Origin of the sequence: Exiguobacterium chiriqhucha RW-2 (assembly GCF_000416965.1) — a bacterium.
Lineage (GTDB): Bacteria > Bacillota > Bacilli > Exiguobacteriales > Exiguobacteriaceae > Exiguobacterium > Exiguobacterium chiriqhucha.
Map to the genome: position 1 here is coordinate 502096 of NZ_ATCL01000014.1, position 23066 is coordinate 525161.

The following is a 23066-nucleotide window of genomic DNA, read 5'->3' on the forward strand; positions in this document are numbered from 1 at the left end:
TTGTAAGGTACGCGTGATTTTCAGTTAAGGTACGGCCTGTATCGTAATGGATAGAAAGAGGTGCTCATAATGAATCCATTACTACAAGTTGATGCTATCCAAAAGACATACACGACCGGAGGCCATGCCTTTAACGCGCTCGATGGCGTGTCGTTCACAATCGACCACGGCGAGTTCGTCGGAATCATGGGGCCGTCGGGAGCCGGGAAGTCGACGCTGTTGAACGTGCTCGCCACAATCGACACACCGACAGACGGGGACATCTTCGTCGACGGAGAGAATATCGCCAAGCTCGAAGAAGAGGCGCTTTCGGACTTCCGACGCGACCATCTCGGCTTCATTTTCCAAGACTATAACCTGCTCGACTCGCTCACGGTCCGGGAGAACATCCTGCTCCCGCTCGCCGTCACGAAGACGCCGATCGACGAGACACGGTCACGCGTCGAAGCGCTCGCACATCGGTTCGGGATCACGGCGATCCTCGACCAATACCCGTACCAAATCTCGGGTGGACAGAAGCAACGAACGGCGGTGTGCCGCGCGCTCATCTCCAATCCGAAGCTCATCTTTGCCGACGAACCGACGGGGGCGCTCGACTCAAAGTCGGCGACGGATCTGCTCCAGACGCTCGCCGGGTTGAACGAGGCCGAGACGACGATCATGATGGTGACGCACGATGCCTACGCCGCGAGTTTTTGCCGTCGGGTGCTCTACATTCAGGACGGACGATTGTCGAAAGAACTGATTCGCGGGACGACATCGCGCGACGCCTTCTATCAGACGATCCTCGACGAGCTGAAGGGCGGTGCGTCTGATGACGCTGTTTGATTTAGCGAAGAAGAACGTCGCCCGCAACTTGTCGCGTTATGCGCTCTACGTCGGGACGACCATCTTCTCAATCATCATCTATTTCACGTTCGCGACGCTCAAACATAGCGATGAGATTAGCGGCATGGCCGAGACGTCAGGACAAATCCGCAGCTTAATGAGCGCATCGACGTTCATTCTGCTCGTCTTCGTCGCTTTGTTCATCGCCTACTCGAACGCCTTCTTTTTGAAAGGACGTAAACGCGAGGTCGGGCTCTATTCGCTCCTCGGGGTACGCAAGAAACAAATCGGGACACTTTTGTTGTTCGAGAACCTCGTCATCGGCGCGGTGTCGCTTCTCGTCGGGATCGGCCTCGGTTTGCTCGGCTCGAATGCGCTGTTACAGCTGTTGCTCCGCTTGATGAACAGCGACTTGTCGATCGGCTTCACGGTCGCGACATCGGCCCTCATCGAGACGACGCTCGTGTTCGTGGCCATCTTCTTGTTCACGTCGTTCCAAGGCTATCGGGTCATCTATCGCTTCAAGCTGATTGAACTGTTCCATGCTGATAAGAAAGGTGAGGACGTCCCGGAAGCGAGCCCGTTCATGGCGCTCCTTGGAGTGTTCGTCCTCGGCGCGGCCTATTGGCTCGCCTTGCAAGACTTGGCGACATCACCGCTCTGGGGATATCTCACGGCGGCGATGCCGCTCCTCATCATCGGGCTCACGATCGTCGGGTCGGGTCTGTTGTTCCATAGTGTCCTCATCTTCATCCTCGGCCGCCTGAAAGCGAATGAGCGCTGGTCATGGCGCCGGCTCAACTTGTTGACGACGTCACAGTTGTTATACCGAATCCGTGGTAACGCCAAGACGCTCACGCTCATCAGCATCATCAGTGCGACGGCGATCACGGCAGGCGGCGCCATTTTCAGCGTTTATTATTACGCCGAGCAACAAGTCACATCGTACGCACCGTACACGTTCGCCTGGCAAGGTGAGGCGCGTGATATCGATGCCGATGTGCTTCATCAGACGACCGTTCTCGAGAAGACGGTTCGGGTCGCTGGGGAGATGGGGGAACGCGAATATGGCGTCATCGATGAGTCGACGTTCCGAGCCGTCGCGACCGATCTGGGCTGGGATACACCACCGGCACTGACACAAAATCAGGTGTATTTGATCGATCCGTTCTATGACGAACGATTCTCAGAAAATGTGACCGAGGTCGAGCTCGATGGTGTGACACATGAAGTCGCTTCTCGCTACGACGAGACACCGCTCAACGTCATGACGTTCGGCGGCTTGCTCCTTGTGACACCGGACGACGTGTTCACGGCACTGTCGGAACCGGCGACGACGTATCAGGCCGTCTCCGTCGCCGATTATAAAGAACAAACCGCCTTGTCGGAGTCGTTGTCGATTGAGGCGAATTTCTCGAGCGCGACGGCCTTATATAGCGAAGCGATGGCCGTGCACGGCGCACTGTTGTTCGTCGGCAGCTTCCTCGGACTCGTCTTCCTCGTCGCCACCGGCAGCATCATCTATTTCAAGACGATGACTGAAGCGGAAGAGGACCGGGCCAAATACGCGGTGCTCCGAAAAGTCGGCATCTCGAAACGGGACGTGAAACGAACGATTCGCCAACAGATCGCTGTCGTGTTCCTAGCGCCATTCTCGCTCGGCATCGTGCACGCCTCGGTCGCGCTCGTCGCATTCTCGCGGTTGCTCGGAATGAATTTCACGGTGCCGGTGCTCGTCTGGATGGCTTTGTACAGCGCGATCTATGCGCTCTACTACGTGCTGACCGTACGTCGGTTCACGAAACAAATTTTATGAAGGAGAGAGAATGATGAAAAAAGGAATCATTGCGAGCATCGCGCTCGTCATTGTTGTCATCGGTCTCATCAATATCGATTGGCAACGGCTCGGGAAGGATCATGTCTACGTGCAGGTCGGGGAGGTCACAGAAGTGGAAGAGACGACGCTCGATTCGGGTGACGTCGTCCGCCGCTACATCTATTCGACTGAGGGGCTGACGAAGGACGGGGATCCGCAAACGGTCACGTTCACGGCGGCGAAAGAGCTTCGGAGCGGGGCGTACTTGAAGTTGTACGTCAAAAACAAGGATGAGGTCACGTCGTACGACGAAGTGTCGGTCGCGGACGTCCCCGAGGCGGCACGGGAGAAGTTATGAAAATAAAGCACGATGTATCACACATGTGTGGGAATGATGTATCGTGCTTTTTCGCATATGTCACGAAGTAAGGCGTTCCATCGAAATCGACTTGCTCAGGAAAACAAGCGTATAATGAAATCACGAACACTTGAGAGAAAGGAAGCGGGTTATATGTTTGAGCAACTGAAGATGAAAAAAGAGCAACTGGATCAAAACCGACCGCTGCCGACGTATACGCTTCAAAGTTTGAGAGCAAAACTCTTTTTAGAATGGACATACAACTCGAATGCCATTGAAGGAAATACGTTGACAATCAACGAGACAAAAGTGGTGCTGGAAGGTATAACGGTTGGCGGGAAGACGATGCGAGAACATCTAGAAGTGATTAACCATCAAGATGCTATTTCCTACGTCGAAGAGATTGTCCGACGTGAAGAGCCGCTGACGGAGTGGCAAATTAAAAATTTGCACCGTCTCGTCTTGAAAGGCATTGACGATTCGTATGCAGGCGTCTATCGGGATCAGCAAGTGTTTATTGCGGGGGCGGTCCATACACCGCCGCCCCCGTATCTCATTCAAGATCAAATGGGGCAGCTGATGCGTTGGTATGAAACTGAGACGGATACGATGCATCCAGTTGAACGGGGTTCTTTATTGCATGCTAAGTTTGTGGGAATTCACCCGTTCATTGATGGAAATGGTCGTACATCTCGGTTGTTGCTCAATTTAGAGTTGATGAAGTCCGGTTATCCGCCAATCGTCATCAAAGTCGAAAATCGCCTGAGTTATTACAATGCGTTAGATCGAGCGCATACGACAGGAATGTACGACGACTTTATCGCCCTTGTCGCGACCGAGGTCGAAACATCACTAGATTTATACTTGAGCGCGATTGCCCCTCATCCATCCAAAAACAGCCCTTCCTGACGATTCAGGAAGGGCTGTCTCATGTCCGCTTATCCAAGCGGGAGTTCGGTTTTCAATTCCAGTTGGAGTATGTACGCCAATTCTTTATGGGCTAGCTCGGAGAAGTTCGTCTTTTTGACGTGTGTCCGGGGCCGTAGTCCGCATTCCAATGCGATGTCGACGATTGTCCGAATCTGATTTTCCGTATAGAAGCGCTTGCGTCCCATCGTGAACGGGGTCGGTGGCAAGACGCCGTCGGTTTCCCATTTGATCAGCTGTTGCTGGCTACGGGGAATCCCGGCAACATGAAACGCACGGCTCAGTTCTTTGAGTGGATAGACGGTCAATGGGCGTTCGTTGTACAGGAACGGCTTCGCGTTTTCCGGGCGATAAGCATCCCAGTCAGTCGCATAAAACGTCAGGTCGGTGTGGTCGAAGTCGAGTTGAGCGGAAGGAATAGAAGTGTTGAGTGCGAAGTCTAAGCTGTTCATCTAGAGTATCTCCTTCTTCAAGTCAAACTGGTCATTTCGAAAATGCCCTCCTACGTATAGTAACCCATTTCTAAGCAATTAACTGCCAGTTTTTTCAAAGTGGGGAAATGAATTCGTGGGACTTTAGGCGTGTTTTCGAAATTCGATTGACGTCTATTAAGATACCCTAATTGGTATGAGAATTCAAGGAATAAAGCCGATTTCGACCGATGAATGCGTCTTCATTCAGAATAGGTCTATAGTCGTTACGAAAAGGTTACGAGGAAATATGAGCAAACATTCACCAACTTCGGTTAATAGGGGCGAAGGAGGTGAGACATATGGCAGTGTATCGAGAATACGCAAGCGTCTTTTATCTCGACACGAAGCGGCTCGTTGACGGCAAGGAAAAGCGTCAGTTCGTCCGGTTCGGTCCACTCGGTGCGCGGATGGAGACCGAGGAGATCAAGCAGTTCGGTGATCTGTTGATTCCGCTTCTCGCGGTCGAATCCGCCGCATACGTCGTGTCGCGTGAATTCCACGTGACGTTCTAATTGGAGGAACCCCTGATGCGTGTACCGAAGCGTCCCGCCGGAGCCTTGTCCGATGAGCGGGTGGGCCCATGAGCTGGCCCGAACTCATCTCGAACCTCGGCTTCCCGATCGTCGTCTCGCTCTATCTGCTCCACCGGATCGAGACGCGCCTTGAGCGCATGATTCAACTGCTCGAACGTCTCGACTCGACCTATCCATCTGAATTGTAATCCATCCCCGAAAGGAGCCATCCCCCATGGCCGTATTGACTGAAAAGAAAGCCACACTCGTCTTGACGACGCACCACGATTTGAACAGCTTGAAACCGACGAAGAAAACGCAGCGCTTCGGTCCGATCCGGGCGGCGCTCACGGCTGACAATGCCGAGGCGTTCGGTCACCTCATGCTCGACTTGACCGAGCAAGAAGATTTCACCGTGTCGGTCGTTCGCGAATACGACGTCGTCTAATCACACCCACATCCAAGGAGGACTAACCCATGACTGAGACTAAAGTAGAAATCGCATTTTTGGACATGTTCAATAAAGTATCGCGCTTCCGTTTGAATAACGTGAAACAGCCGGTCGACGCGTTGAAAGTGCAAGCGCTCGCCGACTTCATGGTCGCCAACGACCCGCTCGGCAAGAGCGTCGTCAAATGGACCGAAATCAAGATGATTGAAGGCACGCAGACCGTGTTGAATGTTCAATAATGATTTGGAAGATGACTGATTGTTCAGTCATCTTTTTTTATTTTGGTCAATCTCCTTTAGATTCCTCAACGTCAAGACGATATAGGAAGAAACGTTGCATGCGAGAGGGGAATATACATATGTCAGTGAAACAGAAGTGGACAGCGTTACGGAACCGGTTAAACGTCCGGCGCTTTCAATGGAAACCGAAACGACGAAAGCCAAGCACGCGTGAAGGAAAACGAGTGACCGGCACGAACCTGACCATCCGTCAAAAGCTGTGGGGACTCGTCATTCTCGCGCTCCTCATGGTCGCAGGTGTCGGTGGCTACTCGCTCTTGTCGCTCGCCGATGCGAACCGTCAAGGCGATGACGTCGTCAACAACTGGAACAAAGGGCTCGACTACGCCCATGAGTTGAACACGCTCGCGGCGAACTATCGTGCGCTCGAGCTCGAACACATCGTGACGGATGACGCGGCCGCAAAAGAAGAATTGATGACCGCGATGAAAGAGATTCGGACACGCATCAATGAGATTGCCCCTAAATATGAACAGACGGCGACGGGTGAGACGGACAAGGAGTTGTTCGCCAACTTCAGTAAGCAGTGGGAGATGTATCAACGCGTGTCGGATAACATGCTGATTTTCAGCACGTCCGGCAACAACGGTATGGCTCGCTCGTATTACGATGCCCAGTCCCAATCGACATACGATAACTTCACGCAACGCCTGACTGAGCTCGTCGACTACAACTCGGAAGGTTCACAACGTGTCGGCGCCGACATGGAACGTGAGTTTCAACAGTCGCTCATCGCACTACTCGCGGTGACGATCGGTGCGGTCGTACTCCTGTTGTTCCTCGGACTGAGCTTATTGCGTTCCATCATCAAACCGATGCGGGTGCTCCAAGAGAAGTTTGACGAGTTGGCCTCACAAGGCGGCGACTTGACGATGGCCATCCCGGTCACATCGAACGACGAAATCGCGCAAGTGAGCCGCTCGTTCAACACGTTCCTCGCGACGCTACGCGACATCATGATTGACGTCGACAAGACGGCAAAAGTCGTCCTCGTCTCGTCAAAAGAAGTGGCAGCGGAAGTCATTGAACTGAGCCGTTACATGGAAGAGACGTCAGGCACGGTCGAGGAATTGACGGCCGGTATGGAAGAAACGGCCGCGTCCTCGCAAGAGATGAGTGCGTCGACGACCGAGATGGGCAGTTCCATCGATTCCATCGTCGACTTGTCGAACGACAGCGCGACGACAGCGGGCGACGTCGAACGTCGCGCTCACGCCATGCGTGAACAAGCCGTTGCATCGAAGACGGAAGCGAACGCCATCATCGAGCAGAAACGCATCGAACTCGACGAGGCGATCAAAGGGGCGCAGTCGGTCGAACAGATCCGTGTCTTGACGAGCGCCATCTTGACCATCGCCGATCAGACGAACTTGCTCGCCTTGAACGCATCGATTGAGGCGGCTCGGGCCGGAGATGCCGGTCGCGGTTTCGCCGTCGTCGCCTCAGAGATTCGTAAGCTCGCCGAGAACTCGCGGCAGACGGTGAACGAGATTCAAGCGGTGTCGCACACGGTCATCGATTCGGTCGCCCGGCTCAACACGAGTTCGGCCGATATGCTGACGTTCCTCGACACGAAAGTGCTCGCCGATTACGACCGGCTCGAGGAGTCGGCCACACAATATGAAGCGGATGCGACCGTGTTCGGACAAACGGCAGAGACGTTCGAGACGAACGCGCTCCAACTCCGTCATATGACCGACAGTATCCTCCACGTCATCCAAGAAGTCGCGACGACGGTGACCGAAGGGGCGGACGGGACCCAATCGATTTCGGAGAAAGTCCAGCTTTCCGTCGAGCGGTTCAACGACGTGCAGGCACGGATGCAGGAGACCGAACAACGTGCGGTCGAACTATCGAATCGCGTGTCACAGTTTAAATTAAATTGAATCGATTAAGCGGCTGGCCATCTTTGGATGTGCCAGCTGTTTTAGGTTGACGATTGATTTCGATTGAGCGAGGTATATATATACATAGTGTGAAATCGTTTTGGCCTTTTCGATTAGGGAGGAACAAGACATGTCTCGAAATAACTCGATCATCTTAGCAGCGGTCGTGTTTATGGTGATGGGTGTCGTGATGGCCGTTTCGGCGTTCGGGTTCCAGATTTATTATGGAAATCCGGAACTGTTGCGAATCGCTATTTTCGGTGAAGTGTTGACGGCTGTTTTCATTGTCTTTTGGATTCGCAGTAAAGGATCGTTCGCGCGTGTCGGATTCTCAACATTGAAGGTACGCGGCCTCGTATGGCTCGTTCCCGTCTTCCTTGTTGTTCTCTATCAATTTGGTTTGATTGTGATGGAGTTCGTGTCGCGTTTCAATCAATTATCGAGTTCGACCGTTCAACTGTTGGCGATTATTTTCGTGACGACATTGTTTGTTGGATTCAATGAAGAAGTCACGTTCCGTGGTGTGCTGTTGCGCATGTTGAAACCGGACGTTCACCCGTATCGCGCGATTGTGATCAGTGCCCTTCTGTTTTCGTCATTCCATCTCCTCAATCTCATTGCTTTTATTCCACCTGCGGCCATGCTTTTCCAGCTCGGTAACACGTTCTTATTCGGATTGTTTTTCGCCCTCGTTGCGTTAAAGTTAAATAATTTGTGGCCGCTCATTATCTTTCATGCACTCTGGGATTTTGGCAGCATCGCAGGCGACGTATTAGCTGTCAATTTGACGATTCCTACATTGGTCACTCAAGTCTTTGTCATCATTGCGATTGTCGTCCAGTTTGTGTTGTTGAAACGCCATGATTTGTCTCATTTGAAACCAACGTCCCTGACGTCAGCTAAAATATGAACGTATCTTCTAGACCGCAGTCCCATGATGCGGTCTTTCTTGTGGCAAAAATGTGGAGTGGAAACTAGGAAATAAGGTCAATGTTCAAATAAATGTGCGAGAAGATTGGAAAACCGGTTCCGACATCCGATAAAACCCATGTAGTTCCAAAAAAAGAGAGATAGAGGTGGGAGAGGACACGTTCCTCGAAAGATTATGAAACGATTCAATCAACTGTCATTGACACAAAAACTGTTTAGCGGCATCGGATTGATTTTGCTGTTCGTCACGCTCGGCATGGGCTATAACCTATGGACGCTGCAAAATATGACGAGTCAATACGAAGACATGATTTCCCATGACGTCATGAAGATGAAAGCGGCCGATGACTTGTCGCTCGGGATGACGCGCCAAGCGTACGGCGTACGAGGATATATTCTCGTCCAAGATGACGAGCGACGCGCCCAAATCGAACGCGGCGCCAAAGAAAAGAAAGAGGCGCTTGAACAATTGCTCGCGCTGTCGAAGACGGATGCCGAGACGAAAGAACTCGAGAGCATGCTCTCCTATGCGACCGGCTATGATGATTTGGCGCAAGAAATCATCGTCGCGGCAGATAATAACGATCAGGACAACATCGACCGATTGACGCTCCGCCTTATGCCGGATGTGACGGCATCGATTTCGGAGACGGGCGAACGGTTGCAAGCCGAGACCGAAGCGACGATCGTCGAGAAACAACAGGAGCTCGAGCGGCTCGGCGGACAGGCGTTCCTTTACTCGACAGGGATTGCCCTCCTCATCTTGCTGCTCACGCTCGGGGCCGGTTATATGCTCCAGCGCATGGTGACGGTACCGCTCCGTCAATTATCGGACGAGGTCGGCATCGTCGCCGACGGCGATTTGACGCGCGCCGATCTGCAAGCGCTCACGCGCGATGAAATCGGTGAGTTGATGCTTGGTTTCAACCAGATGAAAGGCAACCTTCGCGAACTCATCGACGAAGTGAGCCGGAACGCCCAAGAGATTACGGCCCAGTCGGAAGAACTGTACGCGAGCACGGAAGAGATGTCTTCGCAGACAGAGGAGACGACGCGGATGATCGAACAAGTCGTCGGCGAGACGATCAACCAGGCGGCGGCTGCCTCGAAGAGTGGGCAAGCGGTCGCAGCGGCCGATGAAGGCGTCGAGCGAATCGCGACATCAATCGGGACGATCAGCCAAGACGTCCAGACGAGTCTGAAGCTCGCCGAACGCGGTGAACAGACGATTCAACAAGCGAAACAAGAAGTGCTCGCCCTCGAATCGGAGACGGTCACGACCGGACAATCGATCACAGCGTTGAAACAACAGTCGGATGAGATCGCCCTCATTACCGAGGTCATCCAATCGATCACCGACCAGACGAACCTGCTCGCTTTGAACGCGGCCATCGAAGCGGCCCGGGCCGGGGAGCAAGGAAAAGGCTTCGCCGTCGTCGCCGAAGAAGTGCGGAAGCTTGCGGAACAGTCGAAACAATCGGCGTCCCAAATCGCCGGCTTAATCGAATCGATTCAAGCCCAGTCGAACGCGGTGCTCGAGCGTCACGCCATCAGCGCCCGCCGTGTCGAGACGAACACGGCGCTGCTCGGAGAAGCGACGGCGTCCTTCCAACAAATCGTCGGGCAGTTGCACGCCTCGGTCGAGAACACGGAACAGATTCGGGTCGCTTCAAGCGAAATCGCGATAACGACGAAACAAGTCGCGACAGCGGCGATTCACATGGCGAGTGACAGTGAAGGCACGGCCGAGACGATGCGCAGCGTCGGCGAGACGGCCGACGCCCAGCTCGCGATGATTCAAGAATTGAACGGTGTCGCCGAGTCGCTCGGCAATATGACCGGTGACTTGCAGACGCTCATCGGGCGCTTCCAAACATGAGATGAACCGTCCTTTCCTGTTCAAGGGAGGACGGTTTTTGCGTGTTGTCAGGATTGACGAGAGGGTGTTACGGGAATTGCGGGAGAGAGACAAAATCTCGATTCCATCGAAAAGGAGACAGGTCATGAAATATACCGTCATCACCGGAGCAAGTTCAGGCATTGGCTATGAAGCGGCGAAATTGCTCGCCAAGCAAGGGAAGTCACTCGTGCTCGTGGCACGCCGCCACGACGAGCTCGAGAAGTTACGAAGTGAGATTAAGACGATCGCGCCGAAGAGCGATGTTATCATCAAGGCGAAAGACTTGTCGTACAGTGAGAACGTATACGGGCTGTATGAGTCGCTCGCCGATTTCGACATCGAGACGTGGATCAACAACGCCGGGTTCGGCGACTCGAATCTCGTGAAGGACGTCGAGGTCGGAAAAATCGAGAACATGATCCGTTTGAACGTCGAGGCGTTGACGGTGCTGTCGAGCCTATACGTCCGGGACTATCACAATGTCGAAGGGGCGACACTGTTGAACGTCGCCTCGGTCGTCGGGTATCATATCGCCAAAAAAGGCGTCACGTATAGCGCATCGAAATTCTTCGTCAGTGCGTATACGGAAGGGCTTGCTCGTGAACTGATGAACGATGGGGACAAACTGCGGGCGAAAGTGCTCGCGCCGGCTGCGACGGAGACGGGCTTTGCGAACCGTGCCCGTGAAGAGGACGACTTTGACTATAGTCAAAACGTCGAGAAGTATCATACGGCCGAAGAGATGGCTGAGTTTTTAGTCCAATTGCTCGAGAGTGATCAAGTCGTCGGAATCGTCAACCACGAGGATTACTCGTTCGAGTTGCGCGGACCGATTCATCCGTATATGTGATCAAGTCAAATAAGAAACAAACAGGGGTCCCGTCACCAACATGTGGTGGCAGGACCCCTGTTCATATTCAATCAAGACGAGCGCATCGAATCCCCGTAGCCTCCGGTCAACCGGTGCGTGAGCCGGTGATACCAATAGCGGAGACGCAAACGGTATACATACAGTTTGGACGTGTTCGGCAAGACGACGTTGTCGATATAATCGGCAAACATGGCGCGGAACATGTGGTCCTCACTGTCGTCATACGTCGCACTCCACATGCCGTGCTCTTCGACCTCGAGCAACATCGCGATTGTCTCGTCATCGAGCTGATGGTTGTCTTCCGGCAACCGTTTGACGAGCATCTCGACCCGATGGCTGCAGATGGACGCATAAAGCGAGTGGGCGCGAGGGTTGCGCGGGTTAGCGTTCAAGTATCCGATGGCCACCTTGAGGAGCTCATCGTTCATCTCGAGTGGAATCTCATCATATACTTGGAAGAATTCGAGCAACATCGGCACCGTCTCTTCGTTGAATCCGGCGAGTCGGACGTAATGCATCAAGTGGAGACCAGCCTCCCCATAAAACTTACGATTGAAGTAATGGACGGCGATGGTGCGTTGGACGATCGGCACGTTCGGATAGCGTTCGACGGCCCGAAGGAAATGCTGCTCGGCCTCGAACAAGAAATTCGTATCGTCGCTCAAGATGCCATGGAGACAGTGGATCATGTAATGGTCGCCTTTTGCGCTCGCGGCTTCGAGCACGTCACGGGCCCGGCCGAACTCGCCTTCACGGATGAGCGGATACGCCCGCATTGCCGGAAAGAACGGGTCGTCCGGAAAGTTCGTCTCGCCGCGGACGACGAGCGATTCGATTGCTTCGGCGTTATAGTCGTCAATCATTTCTTCAAGGAGCATCATCTCGAGGAAGGTGCGTTGAAAGTCTGGATGGTGTAAATCGATGGTGTGTTTCATGAAGGTCCCTCCCGGCGTAAATGAGTGTTGCTTCATTATACCGAGCATTCGGACGGACGAGTAGAGTTATTTCAAAAAATGGGAAAAGAATAGGGAAGGATTTCCGAGGAAATGGAGGGATGGAGATGGTCACGTTCACGGGTTATATTGTCGAGCTCGAACCGACGCGGATGCGGGTCGCGCCGAATCTAGATGCCAATCCGTTCGATGGTATCGTGTTTCACTGGGAAGAGCCGCTTCGAGAGGATGAGACACCGCTCGCCGTCGGGCAACAGGTGCGCGTCGAGCACGATGAGAAGATGACCCGCTCGCTGCCGCCACAGGCGACGGCGCATCGAATTGATGTGCTATGATGAGACCGAGGTGAAACAAATGGGACAGTCGAATTTTTTGTGGATGGGTGTCGTCATCGCCATCAGTGCGCTGCTCGTCTGGTTGTTGCAGGACGTGATGCCATTTTGGATGTTGTCGATTATCCTGCTCCTATTCGGGGCCGCGGTCGGCAACTTGCAGCGACGCTCTCGAAATGACACGTAAAAAAAGCACGTCATCATTCCGATGGCGTGCTTTCTTCATCTTCAGTTTCAACTGCAGCCGGCTCGTCTGTGGCTTCTTCGGTCGCGTCATCGGCGACCGGTTTCTCCTTGACGACGGGCGGCGTCTCTTTCTTGTCAGGTTTAGCGGTGGCTTTCGGCTTGTCTTGTTTCTTGACCGGTGCCGCCTCCGCTTCTTTTTCTTGAACTGCCGGCTGTTCCGGCTCGACCGGTTCGGTCACGGGGACGTCAGGCTCGGTCGGTTGCTCCGTGACGGGAGGAGCCTCCGATTCTTCAGCAGGTTGTTCCGGTTCGGCTGGAGGCTCTTCCTCGACCGGTGCAGGTTCTTCAACTGGAGGCTCGGTCGGTTCCGGTGTGTCTGGTGCTGCCTCGGCTTCCGGTGCTGGTGTCGGTTCGGGCGCGGGTTCCGGTTCAGGCGCCGGAGCTGGTTCGACCGGGTCCTCACGTTTCGGTACCGGTGTAATCGGTGCGACCGGTGCGAGTTCAGCGGCCGGGGCACTGCGTTTTGTCGTCGGTGGCGGGGCCGGTGTATCCGACTCGAGGAACGACAGTACGTCTTGTTCGAACAAGGCGACCGGGAGCGTCTTCGTCACCAGGTGAAGGCCGAGCACCCGTCCATTGGCCGTGACGATCGGGCTGCCGATGGCGCGGTTCGGTAAATCAAATTCGCGACGATAGCTGTCTTCTTCGAACGTGAGCGTTCCTTCAATCTGTTCGTCCGGTGCGAGGGTCAACACCGATTCGTCCGGTCCGACAATCGCATGGCTGAACGAGAACGGGGTCGCTTTCACTTTTTCGATGCGGATGACGGCGATGGCGTCGGTCCGACCGATGACGGTTCCGTTCACCGTCTTGTCACCATGTTTCATCGTGACACGGGTGATGCCGGCGACGTTATGGGCCGCCGTCAATACATCTTGCGGGCTAATCAAAAACCCGGTACCCGTGCCGACGGTATACAGGCTATCTTGCAACGTCTCGAGATCGACGGTGGTGGCACCATCGGCTGAGACCGTGTCTTTCGTGATGTTCAAATCGACTTTGTCGGCGAGTGAATCACTCGAGCGCGGGCTGTCGGTAAGATAGGCGTTCGTTAAAAACGAGACGAATGCGATGAGTGCAATGACAATGGGGACAGCAATCCATTTCAAGCGACGTGGGCGATGGCCACACGTCGGACAAACAGTGGTTTTCGAGCGGGTCTTCGCTCCGCAGCGTGGACAAGTCACGGGATGACACCTTCCTTCATACACATAGATGATATGCCTATTCCTCATATGAAGCAGGGGTAAACAAATATTTGTTCAGGCACATACAGAAAAGGATGGTGGAATGAACTTTTTCAAAACGGGAAAGAACTATTGTAACGTTTCAGAAAGGGGAAACCGACATGCAGCCCTTTTGGACGACCCGTGCCTTCCGTAATGGGATTTGGGTGTTGCTCATCTTGACGATCGTGTTCATGGCCAAACAAGTCGAGTTCTTGTTTTATCCGATCGGCATCTTTTTTGCCACCGTCCTGACCCCGTTTTTATTCGCCGGCATCTTATTTTATTTGACGGTCGGTCTCGTCGATTGGTTGGAAGGGAAGTTCAAGCGCCGGTCGCTCGCGATTTTGACGATTCTGCTGCTGATGCTCCTATTGACCGTCCTATTCGTCCTGACACTCGGTCCGCTCATCACGCGGCAACTGCTCGCCTTGCTCGATACGTTCCCGCGCTTTGCCGAAGAGAGTTATCGTCAATTCTTGTTATTGTACGCCCGCCTCGAGGAGTACAGCTGGTTCCGTGAGTACGCCGAACAGAACGCGACGTCCGTCGAGACGTGGGTGCGCCAATTGGCCGATGCGCTCGGGGTTGTCATCGGTTCGGTCGCCGGGTCGCTCGGCCGTCTACTCGCCCTCGTCATTTCCGGGCTGTTCACGTTATTCATCGCCTTGTTCTTGTATGTCTTCATGTTGATTGACGGTGGTAAGCTCGCGAGTGCGATCGTCCGCTGGATTCCGCCGACGTATGAACAGGACGCCCGTCATATCCTGCACGACATGCACGAGACGATTAAGCGCTACGTCCGCGCCCAGCTCATCGTCTGTACGTTCGTCGGTTTCTTCGCGACAATCGCTTTGTGGTTGCTCGACGTCCCATTCTTCCTGCCGCTCGGTCTGTTCATCTTCGCAACGAACATCATCCCGTATTTCGGTCCGTTCCTCGGGGCCGCACCCGCCGTCTTGATCGCCTTCATCGATGAACCGGTCAAAGCCATCTACGTCATCATCGCTATCACCATCGTCCAACAACTTGACGCCAACGTCATCTCACCGCTCGTCCAAGGCAAATCACTCCGTGTTCATCCCATCACCATCACGCTCGTCTTGCTTGTGGCGGGACGTCTCGCCGGTATCGTCGGTATGTTGCTCGCCGTCCCGCTCTACGCCGTCCTCAAAGTCACGTTCCTTAATCTCCAAAAACTATATGCGCTCCGTAAACAGTCGAAGTTCTCCGGTGAAAGGGGTCGTTGACCATGTCAGCACGAATCGTCGATACATTCGCTGCCTTAGTACAAGTGGACTCGGAATCGTATGCGGAAGGTCCGTTCCTTGAGTATGTAAAAGGACGATTGCTCGCCCTTGGTCTGACGATTGAGGAAGACGACTCGAAGTCGTCGACCGGTCTCGGATCGAACAACTTGATTGCCCGTCTGGCTGGGGATTCTTCCATCGAACCGTTGTTTTTATCGGCCCACATCGATACCGTCGCACCTGGGAAAGGGATCGTGCCCGTGGTCCGAGATGGCGTCATCTACTCGCAAGGAGAGACGATTCTCGCAGCCGACGATAAGGCGGGGATTGCCATCATGATCGAGGTCATCGAACGGCTGAGCGAGACGAGAGTCCGACACGGACCGATTGAACTCGTGTTGACGCCGGGTGAAGAAGTAGGCCTGCTCGGGGCGAAAGCGCTCGATCTCTCGTCGCTTCAAGCGAAACATGGGCTCATCCTCGATAACGGGGGACCGGTCGGCGGAATCATCTTAAGTTCACCGAGTATGTTCAGTCTCACGATCGACATCCATGGCAAGGCCGCTCACGCCGGACTCGAACCGGAGAAAGGCATCTCGGCACTCGTCATCGCGGCCGAGGCGATCAGTCAGATGAGACTCGGACGCATCAATTCGGAAACGACGGCGAATATCGGGAAGATTTCGGGCGGGACCGGCAGCAATGTCGTCATGGAACACGTCACGCTCATCGGTGAGGCGAGATCGCTCAACCACGACGCCTGTGTCGAGCAGGTCGAGCATATGGTTGAGACGTTTGAGCGAGCAGCCAAAAACCATGGCGGCACGGTCGATATCGAGCGCAAGCAGATGATTCGAAGTTATCGCTTTCCCGAAGACGAGCCGTTCGTGCGCCAAGTGGCGGATGCGCTACAACTGGAAGCGTTCCCGGTGCGCTACGAACATAGCGGCGGCGGGAGTGATGCCAACGTGTTCAACGAATATGGCAAAGTTGGGCTGAATGTGTCGATTGGGTATAAAGCGATTCATACGGTCGACGAAGCGATTCCGATCGAAGAACTCGAGAACAGTGTTCGGTTCGTGCTCCGGTTGATTGAGACGATGGAATCGTTTCGGCCTTAACGGAAGGGAAGGGGTTGTCGTGCGCAAACGACTACAAGACGTCGCTGTCATTTTGCTTTCCATCATCGTCCTCGGATTGGCCATCAATTTATTTCTAGGTCCGCATGACATCGCGGCCGGCGGTGTGACCGGGATTGGGATTTTGTTAGAAGATGTCCTTGGCATCGACCGCTCGCTCGTCGTGTTCGTCTTGAACGGGGTTATGCTCGTCTTGACGTTCATCTTTCTCGGGAAAAGCGTCTTCTTCAACACGTTGCTCGGAAGCCTGTTCTTGCCGCTCGTACTTGCTATCGTCCCGAAATACATGGTGACGTCGGACCGCTTTTTCTCGGTTGTGTTCGGCAGCATCTTGTTCGCTGTCGCCGTGGCCATGCTGTATCGAATCGGCGCCTCGAGTGGCGGGACGACGATTCCGCCACTTATCCTGCATAAGTACACGGGACTGAACACGGCCATCGGCTTCTTTTTGACCGATGCACTCATCGTCTTCTCGAGCCTGTTCGTCTTCGGGGTCGAATCGTTCTTGTTTGCTATCGCCTCGATTATTTTGACGTCTGCCGTCATGGCGTATATCGAGCTCGGTCTCGATCGGAAGAAAGCGATATTCATCATGAGCGAGTCACATCTCGATGACATCAAGCAGGCGTTGTACCGGGACGTCGACCGAGGCATTACCGTGTTTGACGTGAGGGGAGGGTTCCAAGGAGAAAATCGAGAGATGTTGATGATTGTATTGACCCGGAATGAATATCAGACGGCACTCAAAACCATCAACGCCATCGATCAACGGTCGTTCATGATCGTCTATAATGTCGCTGATGTTCACGGTCTCGGCTTTAGCTATCAACCGCGTGTCTAACTTCTGAAAGGGGAGCCCCTCATGAACTCCTTACTCGCCTTCACGATCGTCATGCTCATCTGGACGATCAGCGACTACGTCTCGAAGAAGACGAAAGCGCTCCTGTCGTCTCTATTCGTCGCTTCTATCATTTTTCTCATCGGGTTCAAATCGGGCTTGTTCCCGGAAGATTTGTTGCCTTCCTCTTCATTGCTCACGCTCGGTCAGACGGTCGTCGGTCTCGTCATCGTCCATCTCGGGACGCTGATCAGTCTCGATGAGTTCAAACGGCAATGGAAGACGTTCGTCATCGGAGTATCTGCTGTCCTCGGGATTGCCGCTTTCCTATATGGCATCGGCCAGTTTTTCCTCGATACGAACTATGTGCTCAGTGCGATTGCAGCCATCAGCGGCGGAACGATTTCCATCATTCTTGTCCAAGACGCGGCCGTCAATGCCGGGCTCGTCTCAGTCGCCGTCTTCCCAGTGTTGATTGCGGCGACACAAGGACTGATCGGGTTTCCGCTCACATCGATCATCTTACGAAAAGAAGCACGCCGCATCCGGACGGCGCATCGCGACGGTACGCTCGCAACACCGAAAGAACATGCGGTCGTCCATGACGAGACGGACGATTCGATTTTACCGCCTGCGTTCCACACGACAGCGGGGACGTTGTTCGTCTTGGGGGTCGTCGTCCTCATCTCGACCGTCTTGAGCGGATGGACGAACGGTTACTTGAACACATTCGTTATCGCTTTGATTCTCGGGATCGTGTTGCGCCGCTTCAAAATTTTGAAAGCGAACGCGTTGAACGGGATTGACGCTTATGGTCTCATCATGATTGCGATTCTTCTCATCATCTTCGGCCCGCTCGCGACATTGTCACCGAGCGCCTTATTCGATTTAATCGTACCAATAACCATCTCGTTCGTCCTCGGTGTGTCCGGACTGCTATTGTTCGCACTCATCGTCGGACGCTTCCTTGGTTACTCGAAAGAGATGTCGATGGCGATTGGATTGACGGCGCTGTATGGATTCCCGGGAACGCTGATCTTAAGTGAAGAGGCGGCGAAGAGTGTCGGGGAGACGGAAGAGGAGGTGCATATCATCGAGGATGAGATTTTACCGAAAATGATTGTCGCCGGATTCTCGACGGTGACGATCACATCCGTGTTCATCACGGGGATACTTGCTGCTTTCATCTATTAAGGAGGGAACGACATGGCATTATCAACCGAACTGGGAACGATCAAACAACTTCACAATGCAGAGGCGGGGGTGCTCAGTCTGTACTTGAGCACGAAACCGAGTGAGCGCGACAAATGGGAGATTCATTTGAAGAACGAGTTGCGCCGGCTCGAGCAAGAAATCAAGAGTGGGGACGAGACGAAGCTGAAAGCGTTCAAACAGCTCCGGACCCGGGCCGAGCAAGAAATTCGGAGTAACGAACATAAGCTGTTGCGAAGCATCGTGTTATTCGCGGAAGGGAATGACGGCTTGTTCGAACTTCACTTCTTACAGCTCGATGTCGATAACGAGTTCCATTATGGCGACAAACCGAATTTGGACCAAATCGAGAAGCTCGACGCCGAGTTCCCGAACACGGGGATTTTGCTCGCCCAGCTCGACAGCATTACAGCGTATGACACACGACTCGGTGAAATCGAGGATGTCATCGTGTTCGACCTTGATCTTGATACCGACCAATGGAGACGGTATCAAGGACGTGGGAAAGGCGGGGAGGCGGCCTCGAGTAGCCAAACGGATCAATTCGACAGCCGGAAAGAAAATCAAGTCCGTCAATTTTATCGGGACGTCGCCGAAGAGATTCGTAAACTGCATAAGCATTACAAGTGGAGTGAGGTCGTCATCATCGGGCAGGACCGGAGCGCCAACTTACTGAAAGATGAGCTCGGAATCGAGGTCGAGCGGGTCGTGAACCGGAACTTGGGACATGCCGAGGATGAAGAAGTATTGCGACGAGCATTTGAAGCATGACCAAAGCGGGCGACACATGTCGCCCGCTTTTCATTCGGCCCATCGGTTGTCTTGCGTAAAGGAAATCGTCAGCCATTTCTCGTACGGCAAGAACGCGAGCGCGTCCTCGATTTTCTGACGGATGCGATCCTGTTCGGCGATTTTGTCATAGCGATAGTCTTTCGGGACAACGAGGTCGATTTCGATGAACAGCATGTTGCCCGACTTGGTCGTCCGGACATACGTTTTCAACACATCATAGTGGTGGGCGACTTGAAGGATGGTGAGCGTGATTTGTTTGCTGTACGGCGTCTCCGTGTTCATCCCAATCAACTCTTTGATGGCGGTCCACATCTCGATGAGGGGTGTCTTGACGAGCCAAAGCGTGATGATAATCAGCATGACCGGATCGACGTAAGGAGAGATGGCGTCGAACGACAGCCAGACGAGTACTTGGGCAATCAAATAGCCGACGAGGGCCCCGCCGGTCAAGATGAAGCTGAGCCGCCATTGAACGATTTCGGCACTGACGAGACCAGAGCTCGCCTTCATCTGGAACGTGCGTAAGTAGCGGAAGATGCCGTACGTCAACGCGGCGCTGATGGTCAAATACACGAGAGCCCCGCCGAGGACGAGTTCATTGCCGCCGGCACGGACGTCGTCAATGGCCCCGAGGAAGGCGTCAACGATGACGTACAAGAGGACGCCGTACTGGAATAGGATGATGAGCGGTTCAATCAAACTTTTGCCGAATGGGAACCGCTTATCGGTCGTCAGCATATAGACGCCGGCCCGAAGCGAGATCCAACTCATGATGACACTCAAAAACGAGTAAATCCCATCGAAGAGAATGAAAGCGGACGACAGCCAGTAGCCGACAAGGATGCCGGCGATGGCGAAGACGAACGAGCAAAGCACGGAGACGCGCAGGACATAACGCTCGAGTTGAGGATCCTTCGGCATACGGTAGGCCTCCCTTTGAGTCGGAATAACGATAGCGGTTATTCCTATTTTCCCGCTTCTACACAATCTTATGTTGTGAACAGACGATGTCGATAAAAAACACACCGGTCCCTATGTGAGGACAGGCGTGTGTGAATTAAAGTGACTTGTAGCCGAGGAAGTGTGGCCGCCATTGCGGGTCATGAATCGAGTTGATTTGGAGCATCTCGCCACCCGCATGAATGAACGTTTCTTTGTCGAGCATGATGCCGATGTGAGACGGACCGTTGCGATACGTACCGTGGAAGAAAATGATATCGCCTCGTTTTCCAGTCGAAATGTTCGTCCGACGGTTCTTGAAATGGTTGCTTTGCCAATAGCCACTCACGTTCGTCCGTCCGCCAATTTTGCCGGCTTGGTTGGTCGCGTAATGAATGAGTCCGGAACAGTCAAACCCGCCATTGAGCGGAGATTGGGAGCCCCATGTGTATGGCGTCCCAAGATGTTTTGCGGCCGCTGCAATCATGCGTTCGGTCTGCGAATTGCCGCGTGATGTCAACAGCGGGTCCTGCTTGACACGGATGTCTTGTTTCTTCACATAGACCGGTCGCCAACTGTCTTGAATCAAATACGAATCACCATGAAGCGAGCGTGGATAGACGCGACGATTTGTATCGAGATAGCCGATTGGTTTTGAATCATACGGGTTGGCATAAAATGGTGTCTGTTTGAACGTATAATAATGGGCTTTTACAGACACGGCTGATTTTTCAATGGCTTTTGGCTTCGTCGTCGCAATATAAGGATTCAAGACGTATACTTTTTTCCCGGATGCGAGCCGGACTTGCCAAAAGTCGGCGTCAATCGAACGAATTCCGACGAGCTTGGCGCCGCGCGCTAATTGGCCGGCTGGGCGCGTATAGGCGATATCGCTCGAAAAGTACGGTGTCCCGCTAAGTTGTGTGTAGAAGACGGTGCCAACTTTCGGTTTTGGGAGCGGCTTATTCAGACTCAAGTAAGACGAAGCGACGAAGTAATACTTCGTGCCAATCTTGACCCGTGTATAATGCCCACTCGTGCCGTACGTCTCAATCAAGCGACCGCGATTGAACTCGGCCACTTGTTTAGACGAGGTGGAAGCGGTCTGATACACTTCGACCTCATCGAACTTGACGTAACGTTTCCCCGTCGCGTCATAGAGCGGGGGTTTTGTTGTGCTCGTCAGGCTGGTGGTGACAAAGCGGTATTGTCCACCCGTGTAGACGCGCGTGTACTTGCCATGTGTCCCGTAGATGTTGACGAACGACCCGCGCTTGAGCGTTCCGACTTGTTTGAACGACTCGTTGTAGAGGGGGGCGTTTTTCGTGATGTAGCGTTGCCCGGTTTTTAGTGGGGCAGGTTTGGTCGTGCTCGTATGATTCGTTTGAATAAATCGGAACTGGCCACCCGTGAAGACGCGTGAGCGATTTCCGACTTCTCCGTACATGCTAATCCGTTGGCCACGTTTGACGGTCCCGACAATCGTATTTCCACTCGCATCAGCGTAAAGTGGTGTGTCTTTCGTAATGTATCTTTCAGCTGTCTTGATCGGGCGACTGAGTGTCGCGCTCATCGCTACATACTGATAAGTGTCTCCTGACCGAATCCGGTAATAGCCATTCTTTGTCTGCCCGAATACGGTGATCGTCTGTCCGAGTTGAACGTTACTGACGACAGGTCCGATACGTGGTGTGGCGTAAACATTCGTCTTTGCTTTGACATACCGTGTCTCTCCGTCAAGGACAGGGGCAGTATCAGCGAGTGCGGTACGTTTGATGAACCGTGGCGTCTCTCCGACGACACGAAGGAGGGTAGCTTGATCACCTAAATCGTAAACGCTCACGGTCGAACCATATGACAAAAACTCGACCGCGCTCCCTGCTTCATCGAGCAAATCTGTTTCAGCGATGACGGTTTTCATGACCGGTTCAACGAGGGCCTCGTTCAAGACGTAACCGGTTTGTTCACCTGCCGATACGTGGGCATGGGTATCGGACCGTTCGAGGATGTTGACGGCCGTGCCTTTCGGTAACACGGTCAAGCTGTCGCTATCTTCCATCGACACGAGGAGTGGTGTGTCGGCTTTGATCAAACGTGTGGTCGCTTCTGCAGAGACGGAGACCACCAATAAAAAACTGAATAAGACAAGCAAACTGAATAAGCGTTTATACATATGTAGCACCTCAGGTCTATAGTTTCATCTGTTATTATATCGACTTAGAAAAGGAAAATGTTAGAAAATGAGGTGGGATGTCGTATCTTCTCTCCGATTTGGCATGCTAGAATAACAAAAAGTAGTTAGAAAGTAGGGGAATCATGAAATTTGTAGTCTTATTCGGTCCACAAGCCGTCGGCAAGATGACGGTCGGACAAGAGCTCGCCAGCATCACGGATTTAAAGCTGTTCCATAACCATATGACGATTGACCTCGTCAGTCCGTTCTTCAGTTATGGGACGGACGAAGGCCGCCGCCTCGTCCAACTGTTCCGCCATGAGCTGTTCGAAGCAGTCGCGAAAAGTGACTTAGACGGGATGATTTTTACGTTCGTCTGGGCGTTTGATTTAGAAGAGGACTGGGCGTATATCAAACAAGTGACCGACCTGTTCGAGTCGAACGGGGCCGACATCTATTATGTCGAACTTGAGGCGGACATTGAAGAGCGGCTGATTCGCAACCAAACGGAGAACCGGCTGACGCATAAGCCGACGAAGCGGGACATCGCCTGGTCGGAAGGTGAATTGAAGCAGACGGCGACGCTCTATCGATTGAACTCACAGGACGGGGAACTCGACGTCGACAACTATTTGCGCATCAACAACACACATCTCGATGCGGCGACGGTCGCCGAACGAATCAAACAACATTTCCAGCTATGACAAAAGCGAGT

Annotated in this window: 25 protein-coding genes; 20 read left to right on the forward strand and 5 right to left on the reverse strand. The window is 53.4% G+C overall.

The genetic code is table 11. The features are described from left to right. Positions 1–69: 69 nt before the first annotated feature. The 4 genes from M467_RS22190 (at position 70) to M467_RS22205 (ending at position 3911) form a co-directional block, all read left to right on the forward strand. Complete coding sequence (locus tag M467_RS22190; protein ID WP_021066368.1) at positions 70–828, forward strand: ABC transporter ATP-binding protein; 759 nt, start codon at positions 70–72, stop codon at positions 826–828. Continuing rightward, a complete protein-coding gene (locus M467_RS22195; protein WP_021066369.1) occupies positions 815–2644 on the forward strand; it encodes an ABC transporter permease in 1830 nt (609 codons plus the stop codon). The genes M467_RS22190 and M467_RS22195 overlap by 14 nt, the downstream gene beginning before the upstream one ends. Before the next feature lie 13 nt (positions 2645–2657). After that, the gene (locus M467_RS22200) at positions 2658–3002 is read left to right on the forward strand and encodes a YxeA family protein (protein WP_021066370.1); all 345 of its coding nucleotides are present in this window, start codon (positions 2658–2660) and stop codon (positions 3000–3002) included. Between the two features lie 153 nt (positions 3003–3155). Beyond that, positions 3156–3911 carry a Fic family protein gene (locus M467_RS22205; protein ID WP_021066371.1) on the forward strand — a complete coding sequence of 252 codons (756 nt, stop codon included), beginning with the start codon at positions 3156–3158 and terminating at the stop codon, positions 3909–3911. A 29-nt stretch (positions 3912–3940) separates the two neighbouring features. On the opposite strand, the gene M467_RS22210 is transcribed toward M467_RS22205, so the two are convergent. Then, a complete protein-coding gene (locus M467_RS22210; protein ID WP_021066372.1) occupies positions 3941–4381 on the reverse strand; it encodes a MerR family transcriptional regulator in 441 nt (146 codons plus the stop codon). Between the two features lie 320 nt (positions 4382–4701). Here M467_RS22210 and M467_RS22215 point away from each other — a divergent pair, with 320 nt between their 5' ends. The 8 genes from M467_RS22215 to M467_RS22240 all read left to right on the forward strand — a co-directional run bounded on the left by M467_RS22215 (position 4702) and on the right by M467_RS22240 (position 11230). Continuing rightward, entirely contained in the window at positions 4702–4914 is a 213-nt protein-coding gene (locus tag M467_RS22215; protein ID WP_021066373.1) for a hypothetical protein, read from the forward strand. A 68-nt stretch (positions 4915–4982) separates the two neighbouring features. Next, the gene (locus M467_RS31615; RefSeq protein WP_021066374.1) at positions 4983–5123 is read left to right on the forward strand and encodes a YvrJ family protein; all 141 of its coding nucleotides are present in this window, start codon (positions 4983–4985) and stop codon (positions 5121–5123) included. Between the two features lie 26 nt (positions 5124–5149). Then, positions 5150–5362 (forward strand): hypothetical protein, encoded by a 213-nt coding sequence (locus M467_RS22220; RefSeq protein WP_021066375.1) that lies wholly within the window; start codon positions 5150–5152, stop codon positions 5360–5362. A gap of 29 nt (positions 5363–5391) precedes the next feature. Then, a complete protein-coding gene (locus M467_RS22225) occupies positions 5392–5604 on the forward strand; it encodes a DUF2922 domain-containing protein (protein WP_021066376.1) in 213 nt (70 codons plus the stop codon). 119 nt (positions 5605–5723) lie between these two features. Next, positions 5724–7550, forward strand: coding sequence for a methyl-accepting chemotaxis protein (locus M467_RS22230; RefSeq protein WP_021066377.1), 1827 nt, complete (start codon positions 5724–5726; stop codon positions 7548–7550). Positions 7551–7680: 130 nt separating this feature from the next. Beyond that, positions 7681–8460, forward strand: coding sequence for a CPBP family intramembrane glutamic endopeptidase (locus M467_RS22235; protein WP_021066378.1), 780 nt, complete (start codon positions 7681–7683; stop codon positions 8458–8460). A gap of 195 nt (positions 8461–8655) precedes the next feature. Further along, complete coding sequence (locus tag M467_RS0115915; RefSeq protein WP_021066379.1) at positions 8656–10359, forward strand: methyl-accepting chemotaxis protein; 1704 nt, start codon at positions 8656–8658, stop codon at positions 10357–10359. 124 nt (positions 10360–10483) lie between these two features. Continuing rightward, complete coding sequence (locus tag M467_RS22240) at positions 10484–11230, forward strand: SDR family NAD(P)-dependent oxidoreductase (protein WP_021066380.1); 747 nt, start codon at positions 10484–10486, stop codon at positions 11228–11230. A gap of 71 nt (positions 11231–11301) precedes the next feature. Here the strand turns inward: M467_RS22240 and M467_RS22245 are convergent, their stop codons facing one another. After that, on the reverse strand, positions 11302–12186 hold the full coding sequence (locus M467_RS22245) for a tetratricopeptide repeat protein (RefSeq protein ID WP_021066381.1): 885 nt from the start codon (positions 12184–12186) through the stop codon (positions 11302–11304). Between the two features lie 125 nt (positions 12187–12311). On the opposite strand from M467_RS22245, the gene M467_RS22250 reads away from it, so the two are divergent. Next, the gene (locus M467_RS22250; protein ID WP_021066382.1) at positions 12312–12539 is read left to right on the forward strand and encodes a DUF3221 domain-containing protein; all 228 of its coding nucleotides are present in this window, start codon (positions 12312–12314) and stop codon (positions 12537–12539) included. A 19-nt stretch (positions 12540–12558) separates the two neighbouring features. Beyond that, on the forward strand, positions 12559–12723 hold the full coding sequence (locus M467_RS31790; RefSeq protein ID WP_021066383.1) for a hypothetical protein: 165 nt from the start codon (positions 12559–12561) through the stop codon (positions 12721–12723). Positions 12724–12736: 13 nt separating this feature from the next. Here the strand turns inward: M467_RS31790 and M467_RS31460 are convergent, their stop codons facing one another. Then, on the reverse strand, positions 12737–13969 hold the full coding sequence (locus M467_RS31460) for a hypothetical protein (RefSeq protein WP_021066384.1): 1233 nt from the start codon (positions 13967–13969) through the stop codon (positions 12737–12739). A gap of 161 nt (positions 13970–14130) precedes the next feature. Between M467_RS31460 and M467_RS22265 the strand changes: the two genes are divergently transcribed. From M467_RS22265 to M467_RS22285, 5 genes are read left to right on the forward strand one after another with little or no spacing between them, the layout of a single operon-like run. Next, positions 14131–15258: an AI-2E family transporter gene (locus M467_RS22265; RefSeq protein WP_021066385.1), complete on the forward strand. Its 1128-nt coding sequence runs from the start codon at positions 14131–14133 to the stop codon at positions 15256–15258. 2 nt (positions 15259–15260) lie between these two features. Then, positions 15261–16379: a M20/M25/M40 family metallo-hydrolase gene (locus M467_RS22270; protein WP_021066386.1), complete on the forward strand. Its 1119-nt coding sequence runs from the start codon at positions 15261–15263 to the stop codon at positions 16377–16379. Between the two features lie 19 nt (positions 16380–16398). After that, on the forward strand, positions 16399–17238 hold the full coding sequence (locus M467_RS22275) for a YitT family protein (RefSeq protein ID WP_021066387.1): 840 nt from the start codon (positions 16399–16401) through the stop codon (positions 17236–17238). Between the two features lie 21 nt (positions 17239–17259). After that, complete coding sequence (locus M467_RS22280; protein ID WP_021066388.1) at positions 17260–18429, forward strand: hypothetical protein; 1170 nt, start codon at positions 17260–17262, stop codon at positions 18427–18429. A 12-nt stretch (positions 18430–18441) separates the two neighbouring features. Then, positions 18442–19218 (forward strand): VLRF1 family aeRF1-type release factor, encoded by a 777-nt coding sequence (locus M467_RS22285; RefSeq protein WP_021066389.1) that lies wholly within the window; start codon positions 18442–18444, stop codon positions 19216–19218. A gap of 30 nt (positions 19219–19248) precedes the next feature. Here the strand turns inward: M467_RS22285 and M467_RS22290 are convergent, their stop codons facing one another. Beyond that, complete coding sequence (locus M467_RS22290; RefSeq protein ID WP_021066390.1) at positions 19249–20160, reverse strand: cation diffusion facilitator family transporter; 912 nt, start codon at positions 20158–20160, stop codon at positions 19249–19251. A 136-nt stretch (positions 20161–20296) separates the two neighbouring features. Further along, complete coding sequence (locus tag M467_RS22295; protein WP_021066391.1) at positions 20297–22351, reverse strand: SH3 domain-containing C40 family peptidase; 2055 nt, start codon at positions 22349–22351, stop codon at positions 20297–20299. A gap of 143 nt (positions 22352–22494) precedes the next feature. Here M467_RS22295 and M467_RS22300 point away from each other — a divergent pair, with 143 nt between their 5' ends. Next, a complete protein-coding gene (locus tag M467_RS22300; protein ID WP_021066392.1) occupies positions 22495–23055 on the forward strand; it encodes an AAA family ATPase in 561 nt (186 codons plus the stop codon). Positions 23056–23066: the final 11 nt, after the last annotated feature.

Coding starts and splice junctions, on each gene's coding strand:
- M467_RS22190 (WP_021066368.1), top strand. CDS start 70: ATGAATCCATTACTACAAGTTGATGCTATCCAAAAGACATACACGACC.
- M467_RS22195 (WP_021066369.1), top strand. CDS start 815: ATGACGCTGTTTGATTTAGCGAAGAAGAACGTCGCCCGCAACTTGTCG.
- M467_RS22200 (WP_021066370.1), top strand. CDS start 2,658: ATGAAAAAAGGAATCATTGCGAGCATCGCGCTCGTCATTGTTGTCATC.
- M467_RS22205 (WP_021066371.1), top strand. CDS start 3,156: ATGTTTGAGCAACTGAAGATGAAAAAAGAGCAACTGGATCAAAACCGA.
- M467_RS22210 (WP_021066372.1), bottom strand. CDS start 4,381: ATGAACAGCTTAGACTTCGCACTCAACACTTCTATTCCTTCCGCTCAA.
- M467_RS22215 (WP_021066373.1), top strand. CDS start 4,702: ATGGCAGTGTATCGAGAATACGCAAGCGTCTTTTATCTCGACACGAAG.
- M467_RS31615 (WP_021066374.1), top strand. CDS start 4,983: ATGAGCTGGCCCGAACTCATCTCGAACCTCGGCTTCCCGATCGTCGTC.
- M467_RS22220 (WP_021066375.1), top strand. CDS start 5,150: ATGGCCGTATTGACTGAAAAGAAAGCCACACTCGTCTTGACGACGCAC.
- M467_RS22225 (WP_021066376.1), top strand. CDS start 5,392: ATGACTGAGACTAAAGTAGAAATCGCATTTTTGGACATGTTCAATAAA.
- M467_RS22230 (WP_021066377.1), top strand. CDS start 5,724: ATGTCAGTGAAACAGAAGTGGACAGCGTTACGGAACCGGTTAAACGTC.
- M467_RS22235 (WP_021066378.1), top strand. CDS start 7,681: ATGTCTCGAAATAACTCGATCATCTTAGCAGCGGTCGTGTTTATGGTG.
- M467_RS0115915 (WP_021066379.1), top strand. CDS start 8,656: ATGAAACGATTCAATCAACTGTCATTGACACAAAAACTGTTTAGCGGC.
- M467_RS22240 (WP_021066380.1), top strand. CDS start 10,484: ATGAAATATACCGTCATCACCGGAGCAAGTTCAGGCATTGGCTATGAA.
- M467_RS22245 (WP_021066381.1), bottom strand. CDS start 12,186: ATGAAACACACCATCGATTTACACCATCCAGACTTTCAACGCACCTTC.
- M467_RS22250 (WP_021066382.1), top strand. CDS start 12,312: ATGGTCACGTTCACGGGTTATATTGTCGAGCTCGAACCGACGCGGATG.
- M467_RS31790 (WP_021066383.1), top strand. CDS start 12,559: ATGGGACAGTCGAATTTTTTGTGGATGGGTGTCGTCATCGCCATCAGT.
- M467_RS22265 (WP_021066385.1), top strand. CDS start 14,131: ATGCAGCCCTTTTGGACGACCCGTGCCTTCCGTAATGGGATTTGGGTG.
- M467_RS22270 (WP_021066386.1), top strand. CDS start 15,261: ATGTCAGCACGAATCGTCGATACATTCGCTGCCTTAGTACAAGTGGAC.
- M467_RS22280 (WP_021066388.1), top strand. CDS start 17,260: ATGAACTCCTTACTCGCCTTCACGATCGTCATGCTCATCTGGACGATC.
- M467_RS22285 (WP_021066389.1), top strand. CDS start 18,442: ATGGCATTATCAACCGAACTGGGAACGATCAAACAACTTCACAATGCA.
- M467_RS22290 (WP_021066390.1), bottom strand. CDS start 20,160: ATGCCGAAGGATCCTCAACTCGAGCGTTATGTCCTGCGCGTCTCCGTG.
- M467_RS22295 (WP_021066391.1), bottom strand. CDS start 22,351: ATGTATAAACGCTTATTCAGTTTGCTTGTCTTATTCAGTTTTTTATTG.
- M467_RS22300 (WP_021066392.1), top strand. CDS start 22,495: ATGAAATTTGTAGTCTTATTCGGTCCACAAGCCGTCGGCAAGATGACG.